General features: G+C 41.2%; 22 protein-coding genes. 11 read left to right on the forward strand and 11 right to left on the reverse strand.

Features of this window, described 5'->3' with window-relative positions; genetic code table 11:
* Positions 1-135: 135 nt before the first annotated feature.
* The 3 genes from L0660_RS25795 to L0660_RS25805 form a co-directional block, all read right to left on the reverse strand.
* Positions 136-1,224 (reverse strand): hypothetical protein, encoded by a 1,089-nt coding sequence (locus tag L0660_RS25795; RefSeq protein WP_235161991.1) that lies wholly within the window; start codon positions 1,222-1,224, stop codon positions 136-138.
* A gap of 3 nt (positions 1,225-1,227) precedes the next feature.
* On the reverse strand, positions 1,228-2,925 hold the full coding sequence (locus L0660_RS25800) for an AAA family ATPase (RefSeq protein WP_235161992.1): 1,698 nt from the start codon (positions 2,923-2,925) through the stop codon (positions 1,228-1,230).
* A gap of 321 nt (positions 2,926-3,246) precedes the next feature.
* A complete protein-coding gene (locus tag L0660_RS25805; RefSeq protein ID WP_235161993.1) occupies positions 3,247-4,683 on the reverse strand; it encodes an ATP-dependent RecD-like DNA helicase in 1,437 nt (478 codons plus the stop codon).
* A gap of 39 nt (positions 4,684-4,722) precedes the next feature.
* Between L0660_RS25805 and L0660_RS25810 the strand changes: the two genes are divergently transcribed.
* The 3 genes from L0660_RS25810 (at position 4,723) to L0660_RS25820 (ending at position 7,659) form a co-directional block, all read left to right on the forward strand.
* Entirely contained in the window at positions 4,723-5,673 is a 951-nt protein-coding gene (locus L0660_RS25810) for a YafY family protein (protein ID WP_235161994.1), read from the forward strand.
* A gap of 307 nt (positions 5,674-5,980) precedes the next feature.
* Positions 5,981-6,397 (forward strand): plasmid mobilization protein, encoded by a 417-nt coding sequence (locus L0660_RS25815; RefSeq protein ID WP_235161995.1) that lies wholly within the window; start codon positions 5,981-5,983, stop codon positions 6,395-6,397.
* Positions 6,385-7,659: a relaxase/mobilization nuclease domain-containing protein gene (locus L0660_RS25820; protein WP_235161996.1), complete on the forward strand. Its 1,275-nt coding sequence runs from the start codon at positions 6,385-6,387 to the stop codon at positions 7,657-7,659. Before L0660_RS25815 ends, L0660_RS25820 begins: the two co-directional genes overlap by 13 nt.
* 343 nt (positions 7,660-8,002) lie before the next feature.
* Here L0660_RS25820 and L0660_RS25825 read toward each other — a convergent pair whose 3' ends face one another.
* From L0660_RS25825 to L0660_RS25845, 5 genes are all read right to left on the reverse strand, one after another.
* Complete coding sequence (locus L0660_RS25825) at positions 8,003-8,938, reverse strand: hypothetical protein (protein ID WP_235161997.1); 936 nt, start codon at positions 8,936-8,938, stop codon at positions 8,003-8,005.
* The gene (locus L0660_RS25830; RefSeq protein WP_235162018.1) at positions 8,925-10,760 is read right to left on the reverse strand and encodes a hypothetical protein; all 1,836 of its coding nucleotides are present in this window, start codon (positions 10,758-10,760) and stop codon (positions 8,925-8,927) included. Before L0660_RS25830 ends, L0660_RS25825 begins: the two co-directional genes overlap by 14 nt.
* Positions 10,757-11,926 (reverse strand): metallophosphoesterase, encoded by a 1,170-nt coding sequence (locus L0660_RS25835; RefSeq protein ID WP_235161998.1) that lies wholly within the window; start codon positions 11,924-11,926, stop codon positions 10,757-10,759. The genes L0660_RS25830 and L0660_RS25835 overlap by 4 nt, the downstream gene beginning before the upstream one ends.
* Positions 11,926-12,735 (reverse strand): Dam family site-specific DNA-(adenine-N6)-methyltransferase, encoded by an 810-nt coding sequence (locus L0660_RS25840; RefSeq protein ID WP_235161999.1) that lies wholly within the window; start codon positions 12,733-12,735, stop codon positions 11,926-11,928. The genes L0660_RS25835 and L0660_RS25840 overlap by 1 nt, the downstream gene beginning before the upstream one ends.
* A gap of 502 nt (positions 12,736-13,237) precedes the next feature.
* Positions 13,238-16,381, reverse strand: a complete 3,144-nt coding sequence (locus L0660_RS25845) for a DUF3427 domain-containing protein (RefSeq protein ID WP_235162000.1) — start codon at positions 16,379-16,381, stop codon at positions 13,238-13,240.
* 94 nt (positions 16,382-16,475) lie between these two features.
* Here L0660_RS25845 and L0660_RS25850 point away from each other — a divergent pair, with 94 nt between their 5' ends.
* Positions 16,476-17,375, forward strand: a complete 900-nt coding sequence (locus L0660_RS25850) for an alpha/beta fold hydrolase (protein ID WP_235162001.1) — start codon at positions 16,476-16,478, stop codon at positions 17,373-17,375.
* Positions 17,376-17,425: 50 nt separating this feature from the next.
* On the opposite strand, the gene L0660_RS25855 is transcribed toward L0660_RS25850, so the two are convergent.
* Positions 17,426-18,058 carry an FISUMP domain-containing protein gene (locus L0660_RS25855; protein ID WP_235162002.1) on the reverse strand — a complete coding sequence of 211 codons (633 nt, stop codon included), beginning with the start codon at positions 18,056-18,058 and terminating at the stop codon, positions 17,426-17,428.
* An 87-nt stretch (positions 18,059-18,145) separates the two neighbouring features.
* Here L0660_RS25855 and L0660_RS25860 point away from each other — a divergent pair, with 87 nt between their 5' ends.
* Complete coding sequence (locus tag L0660_RS25860; RefSeq protein WP_149640379.1) at positions 18,146-18,682, forward strand: antibiotic biosynthesis monooxygenase; 537 nt, start codon at positions 18,146-18,148, stop codon at positions 18,680-18,682.
* A 272-nt stretch (positions 18,683-18,954) separates the two neighbouring features.
* Here the strand turns inward: L0660_RS25860 and L0660_RS25865 are convergent, their stop codons facing one another.
* Positions 18,955-19,434, reverse strand: a complete 480-nt coding sequence (locus tag L0660_RS25865) for a tol-pal system YbgF family protein (RefSeq protein WP_149640380.1) — start codon at positions 19,432-19,434, stop codon at positions 18,955-18,957.
* Between the two features lie 311 nt (positions 19,435-19,745).
* Between L0660_RS25865 and L0660_RS25870 the strand changes: the two genes are divergently transcribed.
* Positions 19,746-20,231, forward strand: coding sequence for a DUF6922 domain-containing protein (locus L0660_RS25870; RefSeq protein WP_235162003.1), 486 nt, complete (start codon positions 19,746-19,748; stop codon positions 20,229-20,231).
* Between the two features lie 510 nt (positions 20,232-20,741).
* The gene (locus L0660_RS25875) at positions 20,742-21,284 is read left to right on the forward strand and encodes an antibiotic biosynthesis monooxygenase (protein WP_235162004.1); all 543 of its coding nucleotides are present in this window, start codon (positions 20,742-20,744) and stop codon (positions 21,282-21,284) included.
* Between the two features lie 148 nt (positions 21,285-21,432).
* On the opposite strand, the gene L0660_RS25880 is transcribed toward L0660_RS25875, so the two are convergent.
* Positions 21,433-23,070 carry an ABC-F family ATP-binding cassette domain-containing protein gene (locus tag L0660_RS25880; RefSeq protein ID WP_235162005.1) on the reverse strand — a complete coding sequence of 546 codons (1,638 nt, stop codon included), beginning with the start codon at positions 23,068-23,070 and terminating at the stop codon, positions 21,433-21,435.
* Positions 23,071-23,213: 143 nt separating this feature from the next.
* Here L0660_RS25880 and L0660_RS25885 point away from each other — a divergent pair, with 143 nt between their 5' ends.
* From L0660_RS25885 to L0660_RS25900, 4 genes are all read left to right on the forward strand, one after another.
* Positions 23,214-23,462, forward strand: a complete 249-nt coding sequence (locus L0660_RS25885; protein ID WP_235162006.1) for a hypothetical protein — start codon at positions 23,214-23,216, stop codon at positions 23,460-23,462.
* A 217-nt stretch (positions 23,463-23,679) separates the two neighbouring features.
* Positions 23,680-24,366: a porin family protein gene (locus tag L0660_RS25890; RefSeq protein ID WP_235162007.1), complete on the forward strand. Its 687-nt coding sequence runs from the start codon at positions 23,680-23,682 to the stop codon at positions 24,364-24,366.
* A gap of 6 nt (positions 24,367-24,372) precedes the next feature.
* Positions 24,373-25,131, forward strand: a complete 759-nt coding sequence (locus L0660_RS25895; protein ID WP_235162008.1) for a LytTR family DNA-binding domain-containing protein — start codon at positions 24,373-24,375, stop codon at positions 25,129-25,131.
* A gap of 2 nt (positions 25,132-25,133) precedes the next feature.
* Entirely contained in the window at positions 25,134-26,285 is a 1,152-nt protein-coding gene (locus L0660_RS25900; RefSeq protein ID WP_235162009.1) for a sensor histidine kinase, read from the forward strand.
* Positions 26,286-26,413 lie beyond the last annotated feature (128 nt).

The following is a 26,413-nucleotide window of genomic DNA, read 5'->3' on the forward strand; positions in this document are numbered from 1 at the left end:
TGAAGGGACTGACCCCAAATCAAAAGTGCAGACTGCTGAAAGAAAATGCCGTGAAAAAAGAAGAGTTAACTATTACAATCAACAATAAAATCTAAATCGTCGCCGCTCTAAAAATGGGAAGCCTACAACATCAAATCATCGCATCGGCAATAGACGCGACTTTTTAATTATTTCAGGAAAGCCGTACAGCCGTTTTTGAGTTGGAATGTCATTGATACTTTGTGTTATGTCTTGGAAATTCATTAATCTAGCCTTTAGTATATTTCGAACTTCTTTATGAAAAGTAAATCGTATATCCATATTATCCTGAACTGATAGCACGACAGATTTTTTTACAGCATCATATTTGAAAAAATTGAAGGAGTTGTGAGGGTTTAGGTACCAGTAATTTGTAATAAAGCTACGTCCATGTTCCTTATAAAAAAGATCCCGATTTTCTCTATCACTTACAAGTTTTATTAACGTGATTTGTATTCTGTCCACTCCAAATCTTCTTTGTAACTTTTCTTGAATAATTCTTCCATATTCAACAATATCATTATCAATATTTTGCCATTTATCTCCTACTTTTGCAGTTCCTTTCAATTCAGATATAATGAAAATCTCGAATTGAAGTTCCCTAATATTTTTGCATATCAGCTGTTCAAAAATTTGGAATAGATTGTGTCTAAATGTGTGTTTATCCTGTAGAATATATCGATCACATATTAGTATTGAATTCAGTGGGTGCTGAAAATGCCGCAAATAGCTCCAGTTATCAAGGCGAGGCTCGCAGTCAGTATTGGTCGTTATAGGAAAGGTGCCGATTTCTTGGATACGGGCTCTTGAAAAATCTTTCCAATCGGTCACTATTTTCTGGATATTAAAATATAGGTATCCAAAATCATCTTTCAGCACATCAATATCCTCACGTTCTACAAAAAAAAGCTTATATCCTGTAGTACTCGAATAAAATGATTCCAGTGCTAAAAGCATGTTGAGTTCTGGTAGGGATTGAAATATTGGCCCACCATTGGCGTTAATAGATCTAAAAAAAAATGACTCGTTTCTTTTAGAGGATATTTTGTCCACTGACATATCTGTGTAGATATCTACCTCACCGCCTTGAAACTTTTTACAAAAAGCTAAAAAATCAGCAAGGTTTTCATCCTGAGTATCTATTTGATCGTCAATTGCATCGATAAATTTTTCGTCAAAATAAACTTCAAATCTCACAGAAGCCATATCTTAATTATTACGGTATTTACTATTTTTCAAACGTATCAATTCTAATTCCCAGTTGGCAGCTTCGTCAAAGAAACCCGGACCAAAATCGTCGGACAGGCTGCCATCTTCTAGAATTTGGATTTTCTTTACCTGCTTTTCGTCTTTTGGAATGCCGTTGGGATCATGGAAATAGTAAATAACCGTGTCTTCGGTGTTAATCTGCCTTTTTGCAGTGAGATATTGTACTTTGCGGATTAAGTATTCGCTATGAGTTTCAATTACAAATTGAATATTGAACGTTTCCGCTGCTTCAAAAAACATGTCCGCAAGCAGGCTTTGATATTTTGGATGAAGGTTTGCCTCTGGCTCCTCTAAAATGAGGACATGGCCCGGGTTAAAAAAATGCAAATACCCACTTTCAGCAATAGAAAGAATTCTTATTATTATTGCAATAATCTGAGTAATTCCATATCCAACATCTACATGAGACATTCCATTGACTAAATAAGAATTTGCATCCAATTGATCATTTCTATTCATGGCCAATGAAATCCCAAACTTACCGAACCATTTATAGTAAAACTTTCTTTGAAGATCATCTTCCTCGACAATCTCAGATACCTGATATCTTTCCAGATATTGGCGAAACAAGCTATTAAGTATATGATTATCTTTTGATCTGTATGAGCGCTCATTAGCGCCCTTTATTGATGGAAGGTAGTGTATGCTACGGAAATTCGGAAGATGGAGATTAACGATTGACTTGCTATCATTGGAACCAAATACTATTTTTAAAAAATTGCAAAAAGATTCGATAGCGGAACTTGTTATGTTTGAAAATTGAGAATCTATATCTTTGTAGTATTGAAACCTTTCATCATTTTGACAGAGTAAAAATCCTATTTTTTTATGAAAGTCTCCATCAACAAGCGATACAAACATTGATTGATCTATGTTTTTATCATAGTGTATAACTTCCTCTGTTAAATTATCATAGACTATATCCTCTTGAATAAATGGTCCACTGTTATTATATAAATCATTAAAATTAACGTTTTTGGTAGTCCATCTTATATTACAGAAAGTATTAGTGAAATCGTCCAGTATTTTGGTTATATCAGAAAATGAATAATCATAATAATGAATATTGTCCGCAACAATGCTTTTTAACTCTATCTTAATATTCTTACATATATCAAGTAAAAGAGGTAAATCACAATAAATTGAAGAACTGTGATTTGTGTTTACGCCTAGGATGACTTGCCCATTTAGATGTAATATTTCTAGAAAATTAGACATTGCTAGAAGTCTTGCAATCTCGTCATTCTCCTTATATTTTGCAACGAACTTTTCTTTTACAATTTGATGAAATTTCACCAATAAGTGATTTCTGTCAAAGACATTTCTAAGTGGTATACAGTACGAAATATAAGGATCGTCGGAATCTTGGGATATACTATTGTTAGCACTACTTAGATTATGATCTCCACCATTATAGTCGAACCAAAATTTATGTGTAATGGGATAAGTAATGTATTTCTCTAACAATTCTGATTCTTTATTCAAATTATCCTTCATTAACAACAGGGCCTTATTTAAGGAGCTTTTTCCCGAACTGTTTGGCCCGGTTAAAATTGTAATAGGTGCAAAATCGAACCAGGTATAATTCTTAAACACGCGAAAATTTTGAAGACCGAAGCCTTTGAGGTGGGTTTGCATGGGATTTCGAAAAACGTAGACTTAAATTAGTAATATAATTTTAACTATAATTCCTTTTTTAAATAGTATTTTTAGATAAAGTGTAGCTGGACCCGTTGGCCCTTGACGGTAACTTTAATCTCAGGGAGAATCAATTTAAAACCCTCCAACTACTATTAGTACTCATCGACGTGTCCTGCGGGAATCATAGCATTAGACAAATATCGCTTATGTTAATCCCAGAGCCTGTATTTATGGCCTTAAATGTTATATTGGGATCAACAGTATTTTTAGAGATACCAGATTGCATTATACTGATGATTTCTGTCAAATATAACAATTTCACTTTTGCCACCAACCGCTTTGTTCCCAGCTGGTCACACTCTCACGGGCGCGCGTTATTGCTGTATATGCATACCGGTAATCGTTCTCATGAAACCAGGGATGCAGCAATACGTGGTTCCATTCACCGCCCTGGGCTTTGTAACCCGTAAGGCCGTGACCATAGCGTAGACGCATGGCCCCCATGTAAGGATCATTAGCCGGGTGTTGATTGGCACGATAATCGAAATTTTTTGCCATTCGGTCCGCTTTCAGGTTTCGGAGCATTTCACCCGGTATCTCGCCTTTCTCACTTTTAAGAGTATCCAGCAATACCTTAGTAGTGATAACCAGAGGTTGGTGATCTGGATCTTGGAATTCTATTTTGGCCGTGATAAATTCCAGATTAGCTCTTTTCTCGACACAACCTTCAATTTCACGAACCAAGCCGGTTTCACCTTTAACAATTAGGTTTTGGCTATCTATCCAGTTTTCATTCACTATCACCTGGTCACCGATCGCCAGTGTTCCGGAAAGTCCTAGCCGATCTCTTACCAGTTTGTTAAATGTGTTTACATTCTTATTGGCAGAGCCAATCATCACCACGTTGTCGGGGCCATTGGAGTCATACAGGTTCACATACCTGGTCACGCCGGCGGTAAAATTATAAAGCCTGTTTACATTCAATTTCCCCAAGGCATTTCCCGCATCACTTTTACGACGAATGTCGTGAGCAAGAGCGAGCACAGGTGAGCGACCTTCCTGACGTTTCACTTCTGTGAGTTCTGCCTGTTGACCAGTAAGATTGTATTTCTTCATGAAGTGGTTCAGGCTTAATGCCACCGATTCGGCTTCGTTTATTGGAGCGAGCTGATAACGGTCGCCGATGAAAATGATTTTGTTGGCAGGATTCCCCTGCTTCACATAAACCAGTAGATCGAACAACAAAGATCCCGGTGTCTGAAAGTTACCGTCGGCTCTGTTATTGTCACTGATCATTGACGCCTCGTCAATTACAAAAACACTATAAGCATCCTGCGTATTGACTTTTCGTTCCATAACGATTCGCTCGTCATCAGTAGGAATTACCTTGTAAATGGTGTGATGAACGGTATGTGCAAGGCTGTGCGTTTTGAAGCCCAATACTTTCGCAGCACGCCCAGTCGGTGCAGTTAAATAACAGCCAATTTGCTGCCCTTCCAGAAAGTCAACCACAGCTTTTACCAATGACGTTTTTCCTGTACCTGCGGCACCGCGCAGAACAAATACATCCTCTCCACATTCAGGGTCGAGGAAGCCCTCCAGTCGATAGAGCGCTTTTGCTTGCTCACGAGTTGCTTCGAAAGAAAGAAAATGAAAGATGGTAGAGGAAGTAGTCGCTGTCATATGGAGTGGATTTTTGTTTGGACCATGACAAAAGTAGTTGAGCATTAAACGTGGTAAAAATGTCAAATACATTTATATTGTATTTGATAAACATTAATAAAACTTTTTTACATGCCAAGAACCTCTTCATCGAGCTCCGATAAACGTCTCCGTCGCATTTTCTTTATTCATCAAAACCTGCGGACGTTACAATCCTTTTCTGCGGAAGAGCTTGCGGAGGCTTGCAAAGAAATAGATCCTGCGATCAATGAACGTACCATTCGGGCGGATATTCAATTTTTAAGGGATTTGGGAGCTGTGATACCGAAGGGAAACAAACATCAGAAGTTCTTTTACAAATTACCGTTTTCGCTCATTCATTCTTTGGAAGGCGTTAAATCTGGTGATATTTCAGAAATGCTTGCGTACCTGAATCAGCTATATCAAAAGGCACCAAAAGCTGCCTTCCTCGAACTGGATAAGGTTTTCCTAGCTTTGGAGCAAAGGGTACGTACAACGGACGCAAAAGGAGATGCCCGATTGCAATTTGAAAAAACAGAATATTCAGGACAAAACAAGATTTCAGAGCTATACGACTACATTGTCAAAGAAAAAACCATCGAACTCTTATATACACCATTTGCTCGAGAACAGCAGAAGAGAACAATCTTTCCCGTGTTTTTGAAAGAATATAATCAAAGATGGTTTTTGATTGCCTTTGATGGAGATAGATTAACCTACCAGAATTTTGCTCTTGACCGGATTGATAGTATCAAGTTATCTGACAAGAAACTGTCATTAGACAAATTCCCAGATCCGGAAAGCTACTTCACGAATTTAATCGGCGTCAGTTTAGAAGGAGAACTTACGAATATTCAGATTAGGATAAAAAAGCCTAGAGCTTTTTACGTCAGAACAAAACGTTGGCACAGCACCCAAAAAGAATTGATGGAAACGACAGAGTTTATAGATTTCCAGTTGGTAGTATATACCAATCGCGAACTCAAATCAAAGATTTGGGAGCTTGGGCGCGACGTAGAGGTTTTGTTTCCTGAAGCCTTGAAAAGAGATTTGGGAAGTTGATAGCTAACATCATTGTTCGATCTTTTTCAACTTTTTTCGAACAAACTCGACTTTTTTCAAACAGCCTTCCCGGTGTCAGCAGGCTTTCCGATCCTAAGGCAAATTTACACAGGATAGGTAAATCCCATTTCAATAAACTAGATTCACAAATCTGCCCAGCACAGGGATTCGGAAGCTTTGAAATCCAAATGAGCCGCCTGCTTTGCGCGTCTGGCCAGATGTACGATTGTAATACAATCGCCGGTTGCTGCGCACCCGATCTGGCCTTCCCCTCCAAAGTCGGTCCAGGTTTTTGAAGGAGTTTTTAATGTTTGAAAGTGTAGATAGGATCGTGATGAAAGAAGAAAAATCGAACAAGACAAAGCATGTAATTTCCCGTTTGACACCAAAAGAATACGCCAATCTGGAAGCCAAACGCGGCCGCACTACTTGTCGTAAATTAAGTGAATTCTTACGGCTCTTGATCTTTGACCGACCGGTAACTGTGATCGAACGGAACGGTTCGCAAGATCAGATGATTGATGAATTGTCAGAGCTGCGGGAAGAGCTAAACCGGCTTGGCAACAACTTCAACCAGGCAACCAAACGCCTCAATGCTGTCAACCAAATTTCAGAATTTAGAAACTGGATTGCCAGCTACGAGATTGAAAAGGCTGTACTGTTTTCAATCCTGGATAAGATCAAATCGCAAACCGATAAACTGGCAGATCGATGGTTGCAGTGATCCACACCAGCAGCCGGCTTCGGGCTGTGCTGCAATACAATGAAAACAAGCTGGAACAGGGGCATGCGGAATGCATTGCGGCAATTAACTATCCAAAGGATGCGGATGCCCTGAGCTTTGATCAGAAGCTTAACCGGATCCAGCGGCAACTGGCTTTGAACAAAAGGACAAAGGTCAATACGGTTCACGTGTCCCTGAACTTTGATCCATCGGAAAAGCTGAGCAAAGAACAGCTTGCGGAGATTTCGAAAGCCTATTTAAAAGGTATCGGATTTGAGAAACAACCCGCCCTCGTATACGAGCACCGGGATGCCGGTCACCCACATGTGCATATTGTGACGACCAACATCAAAGCTGACGGAAGCCGGATCTCGTTGCACAACCTGGGCAAAAATGAATCCGAGAAAACCAGGAAGGAGATTGAGATAGATTTTGGATTGGTGAAGGCACAAGATCGAAAAGCGCAGGAGTTTAATTTGAAGCCGGTTGGCATTAAAGCGGCGTATGGAAAGTCAGAAACCAAGAAGGCCATTGCCAATGTGCTCGAAAAGGTTCTGAACGATTACAAATTCACCACGATGGGAGAATTGAATGCAGTACTCAACCAATATAATGTTGCAGCGGACATTGGCTCAGAGGGTTCGAGGATTAGAAAGAACAATGGCATCTTATACCGTGTGCTGGACAAAGATGGCAACCGGGTTGGGGTGCCCATCAAAGCAAGCGACTTTCATTTCAAACCAACACATAGAAATCTGAAAGTGCGTTTTCTGTACAATGAGATGAATCCAAACCGAATGAAGGATTCGTTACGGATTAGGAATAGTATAGATTTTACTTTGTATGGCAAACAAAACGTGTCATTGCCCAGGCTGATCAATATTCTTCAAAAAGACGGGATCGATACGGTAATCCGAAAAAATGAAGAAGGCCTGCTGTACGGAATCACATACTGTGATCATCGTACGAGATCCGTCTTCAACGGAAGTGCATTGGGTAAGAAGTATAGCGCCAAGGGAATTGCCGAGCGATGCATAGAGGATCCTTTTTCTCTTCATCAGCAAAAGTCTCAAATGATTGGAATGGATGTCGGGCAGGTTGCTAGTGCAGGTAATGTGTATCATGCAGGAAATGTTGATTCGTTGGAGAACGATAAGTCTCTTGATTCTTTGTTGTCTCCTGGCAAGGATGGCGAGTATATGCCGCATCACTTGATGAAAACGAAACGGAAGAAGCAGAAAGGGTTTTCGATGGGGTTTTGACTTATTGAAGAATTACGCTTGCACGACAGCGCAACGAAAGGTACAAAGCAAAAAGTGACGACTTCAAATCCATCGGCTATTTACCGCGGCTGCCGCCGCTCTTAAACCGCCTCATGGATTTGCAGCCAAGGGGTGAACCCCGTCACTTTTCGCTTTGAATTAGAATAGGCGATTGCGCTGAGGTGAAAAACAATATTTGTCTGAAAGCAATGTTCGTTTCACGCAAGAAAAAATTACCCTGGCTTATGCAAGTGCATGCATTTGGGTCACTGTCAGGTATCTTTCTGAGCCTTAACAAAAAAAGGACTATCGCAAACAGTCCGGCCATCTAATTATGATAGGACTAAAAGATTTCAGAAACATCATCACCATTATTTACGAGATACACAATTGGGGCAACCGATTTGTCAGCACGCTTTGTACCAACTGAACCAGTCGACAAGGAGGTCACGTTGTAAAAAAAAACATTGTTATACCTTAGTGAGTGTATCATTGATAGTAGATTGAATGTCTTAACACTCATTGGAGCTAAAATTACTTGCGCTCCGTTTAAACTCAATTTATAGTATATTGAATCTAAAATCGAGATAGTCTGATTGAAATTGAAAAAATCTAATTCTATAATTTGATCTCGTTTCAACATAGAAAGAAAATCTTTATTACTTCTCATGCATTCCATGTAGTACGGTGCATCAGAACTCTCTTTGTTGATAAGAACATAAACATCTTCGTAGTCAATCTCTAAGTTCTCTATAACCCCAATTGCGGAAAGTCTTTCATGCCCTAAACTAATTACCAATTTATAACCGTCCTTAGGGATCGTCATAAGTTTGTCTTTTGTTGTAAGGATAGGCTGAATGCTTTGAATTTGAGTCTCTTGCCTTTCAACAACTTCATATTCACTCTGAGTGTAAGAAAAGTAAAAGTTAGTTTCGTTAAAATTATTTGATGCAACCAAGAACTTTATCAGTTCCGCATAAAGCGACTTCATCATCACTGAATAGTCAATAACAACGTTTCGAACGGGAAAGTCAAAAATGGAATTCACCTCGAAGTCTTCGCGCATTATAATTTGAAAGTTCATCCCAAGGAAAGATTCCTTTTCGAACGAATTACAATTCTTTACAAGTTGAACACAATACTTCTTTCGAGCTTTCGTAGCCACCAACAACGCTGCCAAATGGCTTGCCCTTGACTCATAACCTAACGCTGTAATAAAAATATCTATTTCAGGAAGACTACTTAATTCCTCAAAATTCACCTGGTTAATTTTGATCATGTTCGAAAAGTGATGGTGTTGTGTCGTCTCTAATAACTTTTTCAAATGAAACCTGATAATATTTCCTAATTGGAATCTTAAAATGAATATGTAAAAGATAGTTTAATCGCACTTCCTTAAGTGCCACACTATTTAGTTTAGTTAAGTCCGTTTCACCGACAATTAAAAGTGCTCCATTGTTAATTGCCTTTTTAAATGCATTTTCGTAAACATTTACTTTGTCAATTTCCGGAATTTTGACATAACTGGGAAAAGAGGTTGTATTCCAGCTACGACTCAGATTCATTCTGTAAGAGAAATAGTCCCCAATTTTTTTGATCAACTTAATAACACTAACTTTATCATCCTCTTGGGGTATCGCTTCGACCCTTTGAAAAAACAAGTCGTTCACCTTCTTTAAGGCCAAAGCCTGATTTACGATCGGAATCCTCTCATTGGGAAAATCTGGACTTATGTACTCCGCTAAGTACTCCATCAATTTTTTCAAGTACCTTGGATTACCATCCATAGCATTGAGAATCATCTCTTTACCATGGTATTGAACAGGGATTTTTCTAGTATTGAATGTATTTTTCTTACCGTCCGTCTTTATATTGATAACTCGATTAAAAATAATTTCCTTTAGCTTCCGAACAAATTGGGAGGAGGTTCCACGATTGATTGACTTTGAACCTAACTGATATACCTTGTTTTCATTTAGAAATGACTTAAATTTCGGATCCAAATCGGCCAATTTAAGAAATATAAATCGCTCAATTTCAGGGTCAGACTTAATGTCAAAGTTTTCATTTCTAAATATATTGTTTTCCGTTTCTGATGTTTTGATAAACTTAAATACATCCTTAAATGAATGACTACCCAGAACTAGGTCTAAATTAACTTTACTTTTAACGATTTCGGATAAAGTCTGAACCGCCAATTTTTGAGAAAATTTCTGATATTTTTTCTCTTCTTTTGAGCCACTAACATCAGAATTGCCAGGATTTGGCCATAAATGTATTTTCTCATAGTCGTGGATTTGCTGTGGCGGATCCAGAAATTCCGAAATATTAACAGAGTGAATTGGTGCAAGGGAAAGTTTAAGCATGATATTTGGAGATACTCCACGAAGATTTTTTATCATTTCCGCGGTAAATTCAGAAGCATAAACATCAAGCTCGTCAAAACATAGCGCATATTTCTGACTCGGTTTGAAATCAAATATTTCATTGACAGCTTTTAGGATTGGTTCAATATTTGAAATCAACGATTTCTTAAAATCAGTGGAAGTAACAATACTCTTTTCATTCAGTTTCTGTCTTGTAGCAAGTTTTAAGCGTGATACTTCCCTAATCAAGCTATTTATAGTGTAACAATATAAGAAATTTGTCCCTAACGTAACGTTTAATATACCTACTGCTGCCATTTCTTGTTCTCTGTCCAACCCATTATTTTTCATTAAAAAGTATACTAACTCGAGAATAGATTCTACGATGTTGAGATAATATATCTGAAACATCACATTTTCCTTTTTCGCTATATCAAGACTAGACTCTTTAAACCTTTGTTCCAAGTCATCTTGAAATATTCGCGACATAGGAATATATATTCCTGCAAAGGAAATCGCCTTTTTCAATTGTAGTTCCTTGGAGTCAAGTGGATTCCAATGATGGAGGGCCTCTGGTGTTAGCATTCGTAGCATGGTTGTCTTACCACTTCCACGCGGACCTATCACGAGGCAGTTATTCAGGCTTGTCAATCTTTCAAAAGTAGGATGTACTACGAACTTTTCCCCTACCTCGGAATATTCTAATGCCCTTGCGTTTAATTCGCGTTCTATCATCTTATTATAATATGACTGTGAACATTTCCAAATCTATCTAATGACAGGCTCTGAATATCTTTTTCTTTCAAAAGCTCGTTCAAGATGCTATTTCGAGTTTTTCGTGATATGTATTTCAACACCGTATTGCGTGAAATTAACTCCTCCCAAAGAATGTATGGAAGGGAATTAGATGCTAATTCTGGCTTTACAATTTCGATTAACTGTGGTTCTGTGAGAACACACCCGAATCCCTCTTCTTTGCTGGGATCAAGTTCCCAACCATGTGCTGGATCATACAGATATGTCTTAATTATACCCGGATTAATACAGTGGTCAAGATTATTTGAAGAATGAAATTCAACGACATGAAACGCATTTTGAACGTAGGTTTTTAAGCTAGATTTATAGCACGAAAAACTTCCTGACGCCAAAATGTTCAAATTTTTTGGATAAATTCTTTCCTGTGTAAATCTAAAATCATGTTTATGTCCGTGAATAACTAAGTCCACTTTTGCCTTAACAATATTTTTCATGAGTTCTTCGCTTCCTTCTATAACATCACTAGTATCGCTAATCCCGGTTTCGTGTATAATAGGATGGTGATGAACCATCAAAATTTTTTTGCTTCGCAAAGAATTCTCGATTATTTTTTCGATTTTTTCAGATTCTTCTTTCAGTATCTTCCCTCTGCTTGCTTGTACTTCATCCCAATGATCGAAGCAAGAGTTTAAGACCATGAAAAAGATGTCATCCCCTTCATGGTCAACATAATAATAACCTTCATTCAAAAGTGATTTCAAATATTCAGGTGATTTATCATCGACGTAGACCGGAAAGTTCGAATCAAATATTTTTATATAACTAAACGAATCCCCCTTTGCTCTCGATGCAACATCGTGATTTCCTATTGTACCAATGAGCAATTTGGCTTTCAATTCATGTGACATAAGTTTAAGTTGTTCCCATGAACTCTTTAAGCCTTTTTCATCAACTATGTGTGCATAGTCGCCAGGGCAAAGTAGAAAATCAACCTTTATGTCGTCAGATCTAATCAATTGTCTCAAAGCCGCGAAAGGATTTTGGCTAACTGGATTATCTGGCATTAACGGAAAGTAATATCCACCCTGTGGTTTTTCTGACTTTTCGTGGCAATGAATGTCACTAATAATTCCTAATCTAATCATTAATAATTCTTGATTATCGTTTCCGAAAGATTTCTAGATGGTCCAGTAAAGGATAAATTATTAGTTTTGCTTAAAGTTTGATGATACCCATAATCATGCAATTCAGAAATTAACTCTTTATTATCACCTACAAAAAGTAAATATTTAGCGTTTTTTTTATTTATTTCGTTTATTAAATTCAATAAAAATGCGACTTCGGTGGCTCCGAACTTTTTACTGTTGTATCTGTTGAATGGTATGTTCTCACCCAAATATGGTGGATCTAGACAGAAAAAGTCATTCTCGCTAATATTATACCCCTTGTCTGTAAAGCAGTGGGAGTCAAGCTTTGTCTCATCTTTTAAGATACTCGCACAATTGAAAACATTCTCTACGTCAATAAACGTTTTATACTGTCTATTTCCATATGGGACATTAAAATCTCCATTTTTGTTAACTCGGTAGATCCCGCCGAAGCTGGTTCTATTTAAATACAGAAATCGGGTTGCTTTGTCCAAGTTAGCTGTAAATCTCTGATCTCTTACTTTATAGAAGGTTTCTCTGTCATTTTCTAGCTTAGAAAGCTTAGTTACTAGTTGATTCGTATTCGCTTTTACCTCCTGAAAGGTGGTAATCAATTCCGAATTTATATCACTTAGATAGGCGGTCTTTGTAATGAGTTTGCTAGCTTTTAGATAAAAAAATATAGATCCGGAGCCAAGGAATGGTTCGTGATAATTATTTATTTTTTCAGGGAAAAGCTTAATTTGTTGCTTCAAATACCAACTTTTGCCGCCAACAAATCTAATAAATGGTTTTATTGTTTTCAATGTGTTATTATTGATGTATTCATTAGCTGATATCGGTAGACCCTACTATCCTATGCTACTTAAACGCAATGTAACAAACTGAACAGCGATTACAAAGTCAGGTAAATCTTAATTCCCTCAGAATTGTGCGGTCATATGAGCAAAGTCTTTTCGCCGTAAAAGTTTGTACTACGGATTGATAAAAGACAATTTACTCTCAGAAGTGTATAAATCTCGCGGCAGGCAAATATTGTTATAACGAACCTGGTGGCTACGGAAGCTTTCTTTCTTATTTCGTATACGACAAATTTTAGACCTAGCGACGAATGAAACAAACTTCAAACATCCCCCCGAAACAGAAATTTGCTCCCCATTAATCCACTCCGCATCATCGAAAGCAAGAATTTCAACCGCTTACGTAATATCTTCGGGCTGGCATGGGGGACCAAGCGGAGCATTGGCAACAAACATTTTCATACTTGCTGCCAGGGGTTGAGACCGCACTGGTTACAATGAAATAACTTCACCCAACCGCCATCTTCGCCATATCCTTCCAGATATAATGCGGAGCTGACTCGCGCAATGCCCAATTAATACTCATTGGCTTCGCTCCATAATGATCGATATAATCCGCCAGGCCCAGGAAGACATAGGCAATCGTATTATTGAATTTATCATCGTTCTTCTCCCGCACAAAAAGAAGAATCGATTTCCCCGTTTGCTTTTGCTTTACATATGACAGCCCCTTGCCTGTTTCAGGACGGGCGGTGTTCTGAGACTGCCAGTGAAATATCCTTTCACTGACTGCATAATCGTTATACAATGTGGTCGGAGAATAATTTCCTTCTGTCTTTTCCAGCGTTATGAGCAGCAGCTCCGCATTTTTCGCTTCCAGGTTTACGACCCCTTCCCGGTTGCTAGATTTCCTTTCGAACGTGCTTTCTCCGAAAGCTGCCAAGATCTGTTCTCTCGAATATCGGCTATGCACTTTGAGCGGTTGAACGAAAGGCAGATCAGCGTCCGTTTCAATGTGCGCAATTCTGTCGATAACAAGTTCGAGCAGCTCGACCATTTCTTTCACTAGCTGTTCATTTCTTCCAATTTTTGCAATACTTGCCGAAAGGTCTTCTGCTCCGCCTGGGCTTTGCCAAAAGTCGTAGTGAAGCATGGTTAGCATTAACTTTTCATGACCGGGCAACGCATCTACATCTACCTGAAACTTCTGCTTCGCCATCCTTAGAATGAATGACAAATAGCTGAATGAATTACAGCAAAGCCATTTTTTTAGGATCGTGCGCTTCGTCTCCTCCTCATTGATTGGCAAGAGATCGTCCAACCGATTCGCCAACTGACAGAGTTTGCTCCAAGTCGCTCGCTTGTAAATCGCTTGCAGCGGAATGTTATGGAAAGCGACAAAGTTTTTTAGCGATAAAGGCATTGTGGTTTGATGCCGGAAATTGGCAATCTTGGTAACGAGCTGATTGGTATTGAGCTGGGTCGCCGACCTTATGTTTTTTAGAATGATTTCCTTTGCCTTCTTTTCCAAAACAATGGAGCATCCCAATGGCAAATGTGGGAAATCACGTTCGAGCTCTTCCAGCGTGGAAGTATTGGTTTTACCTATGAGCGCTCTGAATTTACCTTCAAAATCGTATTCTGGCCGGGCATTGCCGACAAAGTCAAGAACAGTCAAGCACTCCTTACCTTCTGACAGTCGCAAACCCCTACCAAGTTGTTGAAGAAACACGGTCAAGCTTTCGGTAGGCCGTAAAAACAGCACTGTGTCAATTTCTGGGATATCGACACCTTCATTGAAAATATCAACCACGAAGAGGTAATTGATATCCTTTCGCAACAATTTAGATTTAATAGTGGATCTCAATTCTTCGCGGTCACCTCCGCTAATAAGGTAATCCGCTTTTAAGCCCGCCAATGTAAACTTTTCTGCCATGTAAATGGCGTGTTCCCGAGTTACACAAAAACTCAGTGCCCTGACATCCTCATAGTCTGTGAGATAGTTTCTGCAATGATTAATTATTTCTCCCACCCGAAGATCATTATGGGTGTAAATTCTCGTCAGCTCGCTTGGAAGATAGCGTCCATTCTGCCAGGTTGCATTAGATAAATCTGTACTGTCGCTAATTCCAAAATATTGAAATGGACAAAGCAGTTTCCTGTTCATTGCCTCAGGCAATCTGATTTCCGCTGCAATTGTATCACAAAAATCCGCCAGAATATCAGCCCCGTCGGTACGCTCGGGAGTCGCGGTTAAGCCAAGAAGCACCTTCGGCTTAAATTTATTTAGAATTGGACGGTAGCTATTAGCGGCAATGTGGTGCACTTCATCAAAGATAATGAAGTCATAATAGCTTTCCGAAAGCGGTAGCTCCTCAATGCGATTTGCAAGAGTCATCACGGACGCAAACACAACATCGTAGTTGTCTGGCTCGATGCCGTCAACCCAGAGGTCGCCAAAGTTGTTGTCGCGCAGAATGCCTGCAAAAGTTGCCCTTGCCTGCATCAATATTTCCTTTCTGTGTGCGACGAAAAGCAATCTTGCGTTTGGTTGGGTTTTCAGAAAGTTTTTGAAATCAAATGCCGAGACTCCCGTTTTGCCTGTACCGGTCGCAGCGACAATCAAGTTTCTATATCTATTATGAATTTCCCTTTCTGCTAAAAGCTTTTCTAAAATTTCTTCCTGGAACGGTAAAGGCTTTATATCAAAGAAAGAAGTCCCTTCGACCTGGCCTTTATTCTTCTCTCTCCCGAGGGCAATTTTTAGTTTCTCCGAATGTTCCCCTGACCTAAAATATTCGAGTTCTCCGTCTTGCCAATACGTTTCAAAAGTCTTCGCGAATTTATCTATGATGTGACCAACTTCCTGAGTCGTTACTTTCAAGTTCCACTCCAGTCCGCTGGTTAGCGCGCTCCTTGAAATATTGGATGAGCCAATGTAGCCGGTATTGAAGCCGGTATTTCGGAAAAACAAATACGATTTGGCGTGTAGCCGCTCGTTTTCAGTATTGTATGAGACCTTCACTTCACAATTGGGCAATCCGGCTAAAAACTCCACTGCTTTCAAGTCGGTCGCGCCCATGTAGGAGGTCGTGATGATTTTAAGGGAATTACCGCAACGGGTAAATTCTTCAAGTTCCTTCCGGAAGATTCTAATACCCGACCATTTAATGAAGGAAACAAGGAAGTATATCTTATCAGAAGACAGTATTTCTTTTTTCAACTCACTTTCGAGCGAAAGCCCGACATTGGAACCCGTGAATAACTCGCTTTGTGCTAAACCTGTAAATGGTGTTATTTCCTTGATATGTTTTTCAAAATCGGAGAAAGGCGCATCCATTTTCGCGAATACAGCATTCAGGATTTTTCCATTTAGGGAGATTAAATCCTCGTCAAAATCAGCGTACTCAAGCTCCGTTCGAAGAACGCTTATAATCTTATTTGATACTGTAATTTGACGATCAATACTATCATCTCCTGATATCAAGCTGAGACCGTAGTTCAAAAGGCGACTTACATGCTGACTAAGCACGCGAGCGACCTCGCTCTTTTCGACAGGTGTTTCCTTTACAAAGAATTGTTGTTTATCGAGGGAGCTTATCTTTGAATCGATAAGCTTGGTAATTAAATTCTCGTAAAGGCCTTGCTGCATGGGGCGGGTTTAGTAATGGTATTTAGATAAAGTTGTAGAAAGGAATTAGTTACCCAAATATTAGTTATGTTAGTCATTCTTCAATACTCACCATATGTCGATAAAAATCCTAACCATTCTAACTCTACTGGCATCCACGCTCTCCGCTTTCTCTCAGGAAAAAATGGTAAGTGTAAACGGCGTTAATTATCACGTTCTTACGAGAAGCTTGGAGCAAAGAAAGCTGGCTCAGCCGGTCTTGGTTTTTGAAAATGGTATGGGTATGGGGCTAGGAAATTGGGATACCATAACGGATTCGCTTGCTAATGGCGCTCCTATTTTTCTTTATGACAGGCAAGGCGTGGATAAATCAGAAAAGGTTTTCCAGCTGCCTACTCCTCAGAAGATAGCAGCGAACCTCAAATCACTTTTGCAGGAACTGAAAGTTGAACCGCCGTATATATTGGTCGGTCATTCCATGGGTGGTGTATACACGCGGGCTTTCGCAGGATATTATCCCGATGATATTGCGGGGCTCGTGTTTGTTGATCCCGCAGATTTTACAGAAACAAAGGCGGACTGGAATCAGATTTTCAGGGCAATTGGTGTTTCTGAAAAGCGAATTGACGAAATGCTTACTAAGCGATTATACACTCCTTCGAAAGTAGATTCGTCGCGCTACGCCGTATGGAGCGAGGGACAAGTTTTAACTGATTTGCGAAAAACCGACTTCGCTGAGCTTAGTAGCTTACCCATTCCACAGGTGCCCATCCTGTTTTTTGTCGGAGGAAAACTTGAAGTTTCAATGGAACGCCGGAGTAAGGATTATGATCATGAGCGATTCTTTGAAGTAAAAAATAGCTCCAATATGCTAAGATGGAGGCGCTTTATTCACGCTTCCAGTAAGGGTGGCGCACTGATCTATTTAAGCAACAGCGGGCATTTTGTGCATCGAGACGACGCGGCAATGGTGATTGGGAATATAAGAATGATGCTGAGAGGTTTAGAAAAATAAATCCGAAAAATTCCAGTGCCGAGTTGTTGTATCAGAGATATGCAAATAACTTAATCCCGAACCAGACGAACCGAAAGTCCGGAAGAAACTGGGATATCCCAACGGAATGCTTTTGTTAAATTTTCCTTATTGCTACTGGGAGGACCACCATAGTGAAAGTTCCATCCCCAGGCCGTATCACCGGAATTAGCAGGTGACGACGTCCAAAAAATACCGAGAACACCTTGGGTCATATAACTGCCATCAGGTTTTCGATGACCTCCTGCGGGCGCATCGAACCCGCTGCTGTTAGTGCCGTTACCGTCTTCATTCCAGCCTTTGCTGCTTTTTAGCGCTTCACCGGCCTTGCCTGTTCCTCCAAATTGGCTTACCAGCATTGCCCATTCTCTATCTGTCGACAAATGCCAACCGCTTGGACAGGCTTTTTTTGCCGCCTCCCAAGTGTACAGTAAGCCAAGTTCTTTTCTATTATTTTCATTGTCTTCATAAGCATAGCTACCTTCAATTTTATAGTTTAGATTCTGTGCCATCCAGGTAACAATTTTTCCTGTCGAATCTTTAAAGCTGATTGTTTTATACGTTTGACCATCTCGCGAGTCAGTGAAGGTCCCGGTAGATTGGGCAATTCCTACTTGTGTAAAAAACAAGGTAGCAACTACGGTAAAGATGTGTTGTTTCATCATTGTGATTTCAGGTTTAGTTTTGTATAGTTACTTACTTTAAGAAAAAGACTCACTATTAACCGCATAACAAATTGATAAACAACTCCTATGCCCATTCACGTAGCTATTACCCGTAAAGTACTTCCTGGAAAAGAGGAAGAATTCAAAGAAGCGTTGCGACATTTTTTGGGAGATTCTTTTATGCATGGCGGCGTTCATGGTGCGGCGATGATGACTGCTTTACCGGGCAGCGAGAGCCGCGAAATAGGAATATTGAGGACTTTCGCCAACCAGGCCGAGTGCGATGCTTTTTATAATTCAAAGCTTTTCAAAGACTGGGAAGCCTTTGCATCGACATTGACCGAAGAGCCAGTCTATCGGGAGCTTACCGGGCTGGAAGCCTGGTTCCGCTCACCTGTTCCTCCCCCAAGGTGGAAAATGGCCGTGGCAACACTTTGCGGAGTATATCCTACCAGCCTGTTCCTGACTTATGTTCTTGGCCCGTTCATTCAGGGGCTCCATCCTGCATTGAGAACTTTGATTGTGGCCGGATGTATGGTTGGGCTGCTTACTTGGGTCGTGATGCCGCAGGTTACGAAAGTGCTGAAACCGTGGCTTTCTGGAAGCTTAAACAGTAGCAAGTAAAGATAATAGCCCCTTTTGCAACTCAGCGTAACGAAAGGTATAAAGCAACAAGTGACGACTTCAAATCAATAGGCTATTTACCGCGGCTAGGCGCCCCCGGCTATCGCCGCTCCTTAAACCGCCTCATGGATTTGCAGCCAAGGGGTAAACCCCATCACTTTTCACTTCGTGAGAGGTAAGCGATTGCCCTGAGTTGAAAATTGATCTAAAATATCAGAACAACTATAAGCAATTGATGGGAAAATTGAGGCATCACAATCACTGCAAAAATTTCAGCTATCCTTTCGAATTGCGTTAATACTATCTAATGCAGTTTTCGCCAGGGTACTGCCCGGGTATTCTGCCAGCATTCGATTGTACAGAACAATGGCCTTTTCTTCTTCTCCGATTTGAGAGTAACAAAAGGCGATATTATTCAATGCCATTTCCCTGTAAGAGATTTTTGACGAGCTCAGGAGAATCAAGTATCGATACTTATCTATCAAGGGATACTTACTTAGGATATCGTAGCTAGACTGAAATCCTAAAATCGCGGCATCAAAATCACCTGCTTTGATATCCCTTAACGCTTGTCGAAGATGCTTTATGGTAAAAAATTGGATCAAACTGGACCCGGCGAGGTAGGTCATAATTCCAAAAAAGAAGGAATGCGTAATTCCTAGAATGTAATACAAACCTATTAACAATGCTGTGAATCCTAGTTGTGGTACCAAGGAAATCCACGCTAGTCGATTTGTGGTAGATACACTCATATTAGAGAAACAATTAACGACCCGGTACAAGTTGTTAGGAATACTTGAAAATTTGACAACTCAGCATTAAGCTTAACAAAATGATAAAGTAAAGCCTCATAGTACTTTAATTAAAACAGACCTGGACTTGGAACAAGGCAAGAAAACACTTCGACTTGACAAGGTCAATCAGGTGCTATGGTTATTTGCAAAGGAAGTGAGAGTGGTAGATATTAGTTCGGACTTGATGAAAACGAAAGTCGTCGACTGACACACAATGCATGGTCAAATCGCTACATTAAAATGTAAGCAAAAATGTTTATATTAGATACATGGAAAAGCAGTTTGAAAAGTATAAAGGCATTCATCCGGGGATCATTCTTGAGCGGGAGCTCAAAAAGCGATCAATCAAGCAGCGTCCTTTTGCCATATCTATTGCAGAACATCCCCAGAGCTTTAATGCTATTGTCAAAGGAAGACGCAGCCTGAGCACAGCACTGGCACTTAGAATTGAAAAGCGGTTAGATCTTGACGAGGGCACATTTGTAATTCTCCAAGCGTACTATGACATCAAGAAGGAGAAGGAGAAACAAGCAAACCAGACTCCTAATTTGACGATATTGAGAAAGTCTTTGTTCTGGGATACTGACATTAGCCGCATTGATTGGGAGAAACAATCAAAGGCTGTTATTGAAAGAGTCTTTGAACGCGGGGATCAGGATGAGAAAGAAGAAATAACAAGGTTCTATGGGAAAGCAAAGATTCATTCGGTGATGTTTGCTGTTAAGAACACCCTTTACCACGTTCTCCATAAATAGATTTCTTCAATTCAAAGAGAATTCGCATGGCAAACTTTCGGCAACAAATGCCAATCACTGCCGAAAGTTTGATTTTGTATCGCACTTTCTTACTGCAACAGAATTACAAACTTTTGCAAAAATTCGTATTTTTACCCCAGCAACATCGCAGTTACGACCACTAAAAACCGCAGGCATTTTCCAAACTTTGAACACCAAAAACCACCCGAAAACTCACTCAAAAACCAGCGAAAATCACCCCTAAACTAGTCAATTTTCGCTAAAAGAATTATACATAACAAATATACTGTTGTACTATATGTATAAAAAATAGTGAGTCTTTCGTGTAGTTCATGTCAAATAAAGGAGATAAAACCTTGATTGAGAGCCGATTAAAGGCAAAGTTCGAGACCCGTCTCCCTCCAAGTTGTTGGCAGCCCTTCTCTTCCAGGACATTCCCTAAGCCTTTCTAGAAAACCTGCGTTTATTATATTTACATTCAATCCTATCCAAAATGCAGATAACGTTCCCATGCCTATTCATGTAGCTATTACCCGTAAAGTACTTCCTGGAAAAGAGGATGAGTTTAAAGAGGCTTTGCGGCATTTTTTGGGGGATTCTTTTTTGCATGGAGGGGTTCATGGTGCGGCAATGATGACGGCTTTGCCAGGGAGCGAGAGTAGGGAAATTGGCATATTAAGAACTTTCGCCAACCAGGCTGAGCGTGACGCTTTTTATAACTCAAAGCTCTTCAAAGACTGGGAAGCCTATGCATCCACGCTGACGGAAGAGCCGGTTTATCGGGAGCTTACCGGCCTCGAAGCCTGGTTTCGCTCGCCGGTTCCGCCTCCAAGATGGAAAATGGCAGCGGCAACGCTTTGCGGTGTATACCCAACGAGCCTGTTTCTGACTTATGCTCTGGGTCCGTTTATCCAGGAGCTTCATCCCGCATTAAAGACATTGATTGTAGCCGGATGTATGGTGGGGCTGCTTACCAGGGTTGTGATGCCGCAGGTTACAAAGGTTTTGAGACCGTGGATACAAAGCTCAGACACACAAAGTGCCCAAAAGTAGAATAAAAGGACTGTCACCAACAGTCCTCCAATCGCTGGTATTTGATGCGTGACGGCCATCGACCGCGGAGAACAATAAACATTATAATTCGTAGACGCAAAAATCCGACCTCTCTCACCAGCCTCACCGCCCACCACCGATCGTAATGCTACTTCGCAAGCTGCAAGTCTGCAATGCTCTTAATCCGATTCCGCTCCAAAAAAGCATCAATTGTCTCGAAATGTTCGATAACCCGCTTGTCCTTGAATTCGAAAACTTTTTGAGATAAGCCTTGTAAAAAGTCGCGGTCGTGGGAAACGAGCACCAATGTGCCGTCAAAATTGCGGAGCGCTTCTTTTAAAACATCCTTTGATTTCAAATCCAGGTGGTTCGTAGGCTCATCGAGGATCAATAAGTTGACAGGCTCCAAAAGCAGCTTCACCATGGCAAGCCGCGTTTTCTCGCCTCCCGATAATACGGTTACTTTTTTGTCAATGTCCTCACCATGAAACATAAACGCACCCAAAATGTTCTTGATCTGCGTTCTTACATCACCTTCTGCAACTTCGTCCACAGTTTGGAAAATAGTCAGACTTGGGTCAAGTAGCGAGGCCTGGTTTTGCGCAAAATAGCCGACTTTGACATTATGCCCCAGCTGGCAGGTTCCTTCCACATCAAGTTGCCCCATGATGGCTTTAATCATAGTCGATTTCCCTTCTCCGTTCCGGCCTACAAACGAGACTTTTTCGCCTCTGGAAATGGTCATGCTCGCATTTTTGAACACCACCTGATCACCATAAGATTTGGAAACGTCTTTCACCGTCACCGGGTAGTCGCCCGAGCGTGGGGAAGGTGGGAAACGAAGTTTCAGGGCTGAATTGTCGATTTCGTCAATTTCGATGATTTCCAGTTTCTCCAGCATGCGCTCGCGGGAAGAAACCTGGTTGGTTTTGGAATACGTTCCGCGGAAGCGTTCGATGAATTGCATGTTGTCTGCAATCATTTTCTGCTGTTCCTGATATGCCTTGATCTGGTGCGAGCGGCGCTCTTCGCGCAGCACCAGATAATGCGAATAATTGGCTTTATAATCAAAAATACGTCCCATTGTCACTTCAATGGTGCGGTTGGTAATGTTGTCGATGAAGGCCCGGTCGTGGGAAATCACCATGACTGCATTGGCCTTATTTACCAAAAAATCTTCCAGCCAGATCACCGATTCAATGTCAATGTGATTGGTAGGCTCATCGAGCAAAATGAGGTCAGGCTTTTGCAAAAGGATCTTGGCCAGCTCTATGCGCATACGCCAGCCGCCGCTGAATTCCTTGGTCTGCCGATGAAAATCTTCGGGCCGGAATCCCAGTCCTTTCAATGCTTTCTCCACTTCGGCGTCGTAATTGACTTCTTCGAGCTGGTAATATTTCTCACCAATTTCAGTCACCTGCTCGATGATGGCCATATATTCATCGCTCTCGTAATCCGTGCGGGTTTCGAGGGCGTGGTTCAGCTTTTCCATTTCGGCGCGCATTTCAAAAACCTGCTTGAATGCTTTGGCCGCTTCCTCGAACACGGTGCAGTTGTCTTCCGTCAGCAAATGTTGCGGCAAATAAGCGATCACCGCATCCTTAGGCGCACGCACGTGGCCGCGATTGGCTTTTTGCTCACCCGCAATAATTTTCATCATGGTGGATTTCCCCGCTCCATTCTTACCCATCAGGGCAATTTTATCGGTAGGATTTATCACGAAGGAAACTTCGCTAAAAAGGACAGAACCGCTAAATTCAACGGCCAAATTCTCAACTGTAATCATCGTCTCATTTTTTGAAGCCGCAAAGGTACGAGGATAGCATCATTGACCAATAACATTGAATTAATTGTTCGGGCCGGACGTTTTTAAGTTGAGACATTATTGCTGATTCAGCTGATTTAAATACAAAAAACCAACACAAAATTATGGACGTTCGCACAACATTATCAGTAAATGAAAGCTTTATGGAAATGCTGACCGATATCAAAAACCGCGGGGCAAAAGCAGAAATGATCCTGGACATCAACGGACTGGAACGCGCTCAGGGAGTCATTCAGGAGATTCACGCCGACGATCCAAACCCTTACATTGAACTAACGGACGGGACCAAAATCGCAGAAAAGACAATCGCCGCCCTCAACGGCATTTTCCGGCCGGAATATTCGGGCTGTTAATAGCCGGGATGGCGCTTTTGCTTGGTGACGATATTGATTTTCCTATCCTGCAAAAAGAAGTCTGAGTTAGAACCAGGGCCTAATATTGTTGAAAAGCCAGCATGTCATCACCATGCCAAATGTAATTTTTGCTGTGAAAATTTATAAATTATACCGAACATTGTAACATGTCACCGCACGTTATATAGTGGATACTCCTGTTTTCAATGTGTCAATTATGAAAAAGACAACGATTTTTCGTTTGCTGATTACAGCGCTCATCTTCATTTCCGCCGCCAAGTCGCAGGCTCAGTATAGTATTGGCATCCGAGGAGGTGTCAATTTTGCTGATTTTCAGCCTGGGACCATTTTTGAGTATGACACGAGAATTGGCGCGAACGTCGCATTGCTTTTTAACAAACCCATAAATCCCATCCTAAGCATTCAGGTTGAGCCAGGTTTTTCGCAGCGTGGTGCACAATATGAAACTTCCGGGGAAGGCCCTTTGAACGGGTCCATCCTGAGCAGTAAAGAAACGGGCAAATTTCTGTCCAACTTCATTGAACTTCCAATTTTGTTGCAATGGAAACCGCGGATTGGAATATTGGAAGGCATTGTTTCCATTGGGCCGGAACTTCGTTACCGCGTTGGCAAAATGAAGTTGAAGTACACTTCCAAAATAACTTACGATGGTGAGGTAACCAAGGAGGAGTCAGGTAAGGTCAATTTGGAGGGCGGTTTTGGGGAAAGAACATTCGACTACGGCCTCGCAGGAGGAGCAGGCATTGCTTACCCTGCAAGATCCTTCAAGATTTTCACGGAAGCACGCTATCACCTCGGACTCCGGCCATTGGTAGAGGAGCTGAAAATGCACAACCGCGGCGCATCAATTCACCTCGGCGTGCTTGTTCCAATGGGAAACTAAAAATCAATGAGCGATATAACTACAAGCAAAATAAAATGTCTGATTATTGATGATGAGGAACCAGCGCATGAGGTGCTCAAATTTCTGATCGCAAAAGTGCCGTGGCTGGCCTTTGAGGGCAGTTGTTATAATGGCATTGAAGCGATCGAGATTGTCGCGGCCCGAAAGCCCGACATTATATTCCTCGACGTAAATATGCCTGAGCTTTCAGGCCTCGATCTGCTGAACATTATCCAGTCGCCCGAGCTGCACGTGATCATGACCACCGCTTATCCCGAATACGCGGTCGACGGATTTACATTTGACGTGACCGCTTTTCTGCTGAAACCCATCGGATTCGACCGGTTTTTAAAAGCCGTCACCAAAGTGAGAAAGCTCATCACAGGCGGCCAAATCCCTGAGCCAACATCCCCTTTGCCAGAAATGAAACCAGAAAGTCCTGCCAATGACGAATATGTCTGGATCCGGGCTGACCGTAAAATGTATTGTGTTTGGTTTAAAGATATTTTCCTGATCGAGGGCTTAAAGGACTATGTTAAAGTGCATTATACCGGCGGTGTGCTCGTCACATTAATGTCGATGTCGGCGATGATGGAAAAGCTGCCGTTCCCACCATTTGTACGCACGCACCGCTCCTACATTGTCAACCGTAATGCAATCCGCATGATCGAGGGCAACACCATTACACTGCAAAATGGCAAGGAAGTCGCCATCGCCGTCTCGCCTACCCGCGATGAGATATTCAGACAGCTGACAGCGAAATAAGCATGGGAAATAGCATCAGGACTGAACATTCGTTTTTCGAATCTCTCATTTTCCCACCAACACCGGCCGTACGGATCGCTCATCACGTCTGTTTTTGGATAGGCTTCGTTGTGCTGCATTTTGCCTATTCACTCCCTACCCTTTCCAACGTCGTTGCCGATCCGCGCTTCACACTGGTGGGTGTGATTTATTTTTTAAAGTTTATCCCAAACTACTATTTCTGTGTAGCACTATACAACTTTCTTAGCAGGTATTTAAAGGGATTTTTGCTGGGATTGGCCGTTTTTTTCGGCACCATTCTATCTCTGCATACTTTCAACACGCTGATTTTCATGTTTGTTGATATGGCTTATGGCCTGGAAACGATGCCGGAACGCTTTCGCTTGATCGGGGGATTGCATTTAAAACTGCTTCGGCTCGAAGATCCCCTGACCTGGACCGTACTTGCCTACGATCTTTCAGAACTAGAATTGCTACTGTTCACAGCGTCGGTTAAAGTTGGGCTATATGCAGCCCGGCAAACCATTCTGCGGCAAAAACTGCAAACCGAAGCATTGGGCATGGAGCTGAAAGTTTTGAAGACACAGATCAATCCGCATTTTGTATTTAATGTGCTGAATGCCGCTTATGCCAAGATCCTGCCCATTTCGGAAGAGGCTGCCGAGTATTTACAAAAGTCTTCGGAAATCATTCGTTTCGCTTTGTATGAAGCCAATGAAGAATTTATTAAGCTAGAGAAAGAAATGGCCTATCTGAATCAATATGTGCAGCTGGAATCGATCCGGAATACGCATCGCTGCAAAGTGAGCCTGGTTCAGGAAGGAAGGATCCTGGAATCGCACGAAATCCCGACGCTATTGCTGATTACACTCGTGGAAAACGCATTCAAGCACGGTGTACATGCTTCAAGGCATCCTTCTTTTGTTGATATAAAAATATTTATCCATCCCGATAAGCTGGAATGCAACATTATCAACAGCGTTCCCCAAAGATCTGCCGAAGCGCAACCAGCACCTGAACAACCCACTGGCCTGGGCCTCGCCAACCTGAAAAAACGACTGGAAATCTACTATCCGGATCGTTACCATTTTGAGACGATTGCAAAGGACCATACATTCAAAGTAATTCTCTCAATGCCACTCACAGCCGCCTAGCGGATCGACGAAACGGCTTCTGAAATCGACGAAATACCGGCACCCTATTTCGTCTAGTTTTTAACATACTTGATCTAAGAAGATTTCAAATCCGCTGTATTCCGGATTGATTTGTACAATCTAAAAAC

The organism is Dyadobacter sp. CY351, assembly GCF_021502625.1.
Classification (GTDB): domain Bacteria; phylum Bacteroidota; class Bacteroidia; order Cytophagales; family Spirosomataceae; genus Dyadobacter; species Dyadobacter chenhuakuii.

Coding starts and splice junctions, on each gene's coding strand:
- L0660_RS25795 (WP_235161991.1), bottom strand. CDS start 1,224: ATGGCTTCTGTGAGATTTGAAGTTTATTTTGACGAAAAATTTATCGAT.
- L0660_RS25800 (WP_235161992.1), bottom strand. CDS start 2,925: ATGCAAACCCACCTCAAAGGCTTCGGTCTTCAAAATTTTCGCGTGTTT.
- L0660_RS25805 (WP_235161993.1), bottom strand. CDS start 4,683: ATGTATTTGACATTTTTACCACGTTTAATGCTCAACTACTTTTGTCAT.
- L0660_RS25810 (WP_235161994.1), top strand. CDS start 4,723: ATGCCAAGAACCTCTTCATCGAGCTCCGATAAACGTCTCCGTCGCATT.
- L0660_RS25815 (WP_235161995.1), top strand. CDS start 5,981: ATGTTTGAAAGTGTAGATAGGATCGTGATGAAAGAAGAAAAATCGAAC.
- L0660_RS25820 (WP_235161996.1), top strand. CDS start 6,385: ATGGTTGCAGTGATCCACACCAGCAGCCGGCTTCGGGCTGTGCTGCAA.
- L0660_RS25825 (WP_235161997.1), bottom strand. CDS start 8,938: ATGATCAAAATTAACCAGGTGAATTTTGAGGAATTAAGTAGTCTTCCT.
- L0660_RS25830 (WP_235162018.1), bottom strand. CDS start 10,760: ATGATAGAACGCGAATTAAACGCAAGGGCATTAGAATATTCCGAGGTA.
- L0660_RS25835 (WP_235161998.1), bottom strand. CDS start 11,926: ATGATTAGATTAGGAATTATTAGTGACATTCATTGCCACGAAAAGTCA.
- L0660_RS25845 (WP_235162000.1), bottom strand. CDS start 16,381: ATGCAGCAAGGCCTTTACGAGAATTTAATTACCAAGCTTATCGATTCA.
- L0660_RS25850 (WP_235162001.1), top strand. CDS start 16,476: ATGTCGATAAAAATCCTAACCATTCTAACTCTACTGGCATCCACGCTC.
- L0660_RS25855 (WP_235162002.1), bottom strand. CDS start 18,058: ATGATGAAACAACACATCTTTACCGTAGTTGCTACCTTGTTTTTTACA.
- L0660_RS25860 (WP_149640379.1), top strand. CDS start 18,146: ATGCCCATTCACGTAGCTATTACCCGTAAAGTACTTCCTGGAAAAGAG.
- L0660_RS25865 (WP_149640380.1), bottom strand. CDS start 19,434: ATGAGTGTATCTACCACAAATCGACTAGCGTGGATTTCCTTGGTACCA.
- L0660_RS25870 (WP_235162003.1), top strand. CDS start 19,746: ATGGAAAAGCAGTTTGAAAAGTATAAAGGCATTCATCCGGGGATCATT.
- L0660_RS25875 (WP_235162004.1), top strand. CDS start 20,742: ATGCCTATTCATGTAGCTATTACCCGTAAAGTACTTCCTGGAAAAGAG.
- L0660_RS25880 (WP_235162005.1), bottom strand. CDS start 23,070: ATGATTACAGTTGAGAATTTGGCCGTTGAATTTAGCGGTTCTGTCCTT.
- L0660_RS25885 (WP_235162006.1), top strand. CDS start 23,214: ATGGACGTTCGCACAACATTATCAGTAAATGAAAGCTTTATGGAAATG.
- L0660_RS25890 (WP_235162007.1), top strand. CDS start 23,680: ATGAAAAAGACAACGATTTTTCGTTTGCTGATTACAGCGCTCATCTTC.
- L0660_RS25895 (WP_235162008.1), top strand. CDS start 24,373: ATGAGCGATATAACTACAAGCAAAATAAAATGTCTGATTATTGATGAT.
- L0660_RS25900 (WP_235162009.1), top strand. CDS start 25,134: ATGGGAAATAGCATCAGGACTGAACATTCGTTTTTCGAATCTCTCATT.